Origin of the sequence: Neobacillus muris (assembly GCF_943193175.1) — a bacterium.
Classification (GTDB): domain Bacteria; phylum Bacillota; class Bacilli; order Bacillales; family Cytobacillaceae; genus Neobacillus; species Neobacillus muris.
Genome location: NZ_CALPDF010000085.1, coordinates 1 through 2,446 on the forward strand (window position 1 = coordinate 1; position 2,446 = coordinate 2,446).

2 protein-coding genes are annotated in these 2,446 nt (G+C 41.3%); both read right to left on the minus strand.

What is annotated here, in order from left to right:
* Positions 1-69 precede the first annotated feature (69 nt).
* Positions 70-807 carry an IS21-like element helper ATPase IstB gene (gene istB, locus NFS43_RS24295; protein WP_251555566.1) on the minus strand — a complete coding sequence of 246 codons (738 nt, stop codon included), beginning with the start codon at positions 805-807 and terminating at the stop codon, positions 70-72.
* Positions 807-2,306: an IS21 family transposase gene (gene istA, locus NFS43_RS24300; protein WP_251555567.1), complete on the minus strand. Its 1,500-nt coding sequence runs from the start codon at positions 2,304-2,306 to the stop codon at positions 807-809. The genes istB and istA overlap by 1 nt, the downstream gene beginning before the upstream one ends.
* Positions 2,307-2,446: the final 140 nt, after the last annotated feature.

The following is a 2,446-nucleotide window of genomic DNA, read 5'->3' on the forward strand; positions in this document are numbered from 1 at the left end:
TGTTTTTTGCAAGCAGAAAGTGCAGAAAAATGCAGCGAAATTTACATAGGCTTGCAGCTAGTGTTTACATTAAATTCCATCTTGTGTTTTGATTGAAGAAAGTGCATTTTTCAACCGGTAACTTTCCCCTGTGAACGCAATCACATGGGCGTGATGCACTAATCTATCCACCAGGGCAGAAGTTAAACGATTATCCCCAAAAACTCGATTCCATTGACCAAATTCCAGATTAGAGGTTACAATCACACTCTTATGCTCATAACAGTCCGCAATAATGTGAAACAATAATTCTGATCCTTGCTTTTGAAAAGGGACGTATCCCAATTCATCTAGTATAAGCAAATCGCACTTCTCAATCTGGCGTTTTATCTTGTGTAAAGAACCTTCTTTCATCGCTTCCTCTAATTGGACGACTAAATCAGCCACTCGGAAGAAACGGACCTCATACCCCATTTCACAAGCCTTTACCCCCAAAGCCATTCCCAAGTGCGTTTTTCCCGTGCCAGGCGTTCCCATAAGCAGTAGGTTCTGTTTTTCCTTTATAAAGCGGAGGTCACAGATTGCCTCTTTCGAGGTTGTCGCTGGCAAGTGCTGCTGCTCGGACCACTCATAGTCCCTAAGCCATTTAAGTTCCCTAAATTTGGCCTTTTTTATCAGCCTGGCGACTTTGGTGGTCTGCCTTGAATTTACTTCAATTGATAGAACATCACGAAGAAATTGCTCTTTACTTTCAAAAGGGACTTCCTCGAATTCCTCAATAATATGGGCAAGGTGGAGTGTCTTACAAATAGCCTTTAAATCAGCCATTAGGAAACACCTCCTTCCAAAGAAGGACATAGAATCTTGTCATAAGTATGCAAATCGGTTTCATAATTAAGCAATATTTCCGGCGTGTGCACTTCGTTTAATTTCTCTGGATAAGTAGCTTCTTTGGCTTCCAGGATATACCCCAGTTCATGCGGAGCTCTTTCAAACCGTTCCTCCAATTCCAAGGCCGAATCAATATCTTTTAGCGAATGCTTTTCTAATAATTTCTTTATCCCCTTGACCCGGGATCTGGTTTCCTCTGATCGTATCGTCAGATACGTTTGGACCTTCTCAGGCAAATACTTGAAAAAGCGTGAATACCTCACGGATCGTGGCTTCTTCTCCCAATCTATTAATATATCATTCCAGGGAATCGCTCTTGTCGTATTCATATAAGGCCGGTCTTCTTGGTAAACAATTTCCCCGTCATTTGTAAAACAGGTGAATCGATCCCATTCCATTTTGAGAACTAATGCTTGTTTCATTCTCGCTTTGTGGATAACAAATTTATCACCATCGACTTCAATTTCCCCGTATTTATTAACTGTTGCTGATTTCACTGAGTAAATCGAAAGATCAGTTAAAGGCAAGGCCTTCAAATGCTTTTTATCCTCTTCCCACAGCTCATCAATCAACACATTTTTTTCATAGTGGAGACGTTGCCGATCCTTTTCCATTTCCTCCTTCATCCAGTCCGCTAATTGGGGAAAACTCTCCATTATCGGAGCTGTTGTAAATAGATTATTCCTCGTATAGCCAACCTTCTTTTCCACATTTCCTTTTTCATGCCCGCTTGATGGGTTACATGCCTGCACTTCAAAGCCGTAATGGCATTTGAACCTTAAAAATGCGTCAGTGTAGGTCCGTTTACCCCCTTTGCCAATTGAAATAACTGCCGCTGCCAGGTTATCAATACGTAAATAGGTTGGCACCCCTCCAGCCTGGTGAAACAACTGCTTTAGCCCTTCAAGGAAACACTCGGTATTTTCGCCGGGAAGAGGGTAACCAAATCCTGTATTACTTTGTGGAAAACTCAGGATTAGGGCTTTGATATCTTTATATGCTCCATCTTTTACGACAGTCATATTTCCAAAGTCCACCTGTGCTTCACCCGGAGGGTGTTCTAAACGCTCATGTCTTTCAATCTTGGCAGCTTTGAGTTGGGGCTTTCGATTCTGAATATATTCACATACGGTCCGATAGGACCCTTTGAAACCAAGGTTATCTCTAAGATCTTCATAGATTTTCTTGCTGGTTCTCCGTTCTTTTCTCTTGAGTTTCATGTCCTCCTCTAGCCAATCATCAACAATTTCTCCGAACCCTTCCTCGTACATCATTCCTCTTCTGGTGAACTTGAGGGTTTCTTCAAAACTTTCTCCATCAGCGTACTTCTTCACAGTCCTCCAATTACATCCAGTTTTTCTTGCAATTTCATTTATTGATAAGTCTTCTTCTTCTCTTAAATGTTTGATATAATCAACTTCAGGCATTGCTAGCATCCTTTCATGTCCTCCCACTGTTGTGATCTCTCAATCCATACAGTAGGGGATATTTTAGGGGCTGGCAAGCCTATTTTTTATGCAGTTAGATTCTGCACAAATTCCTCGCAAACCTCTGTACTTTTATTTTGCAATAAACA

What these genes read in the sequence shown, in the direction of transcription:
- istB (WP_251555566.1), bottom strand. Translation starts at nt 807, where the DNA reads ATGGCTGATTTAAAGGCTATTTGTAAGACACTCCACCTTGCCCATATT.
- istA (WP_251555567.1), bottom strand. Translation starts at nt 2,306, where the DNA reads ATGCTAGCAATGCCTGAAGTTGATTATATCAAACATTTAAGAGAAGAA.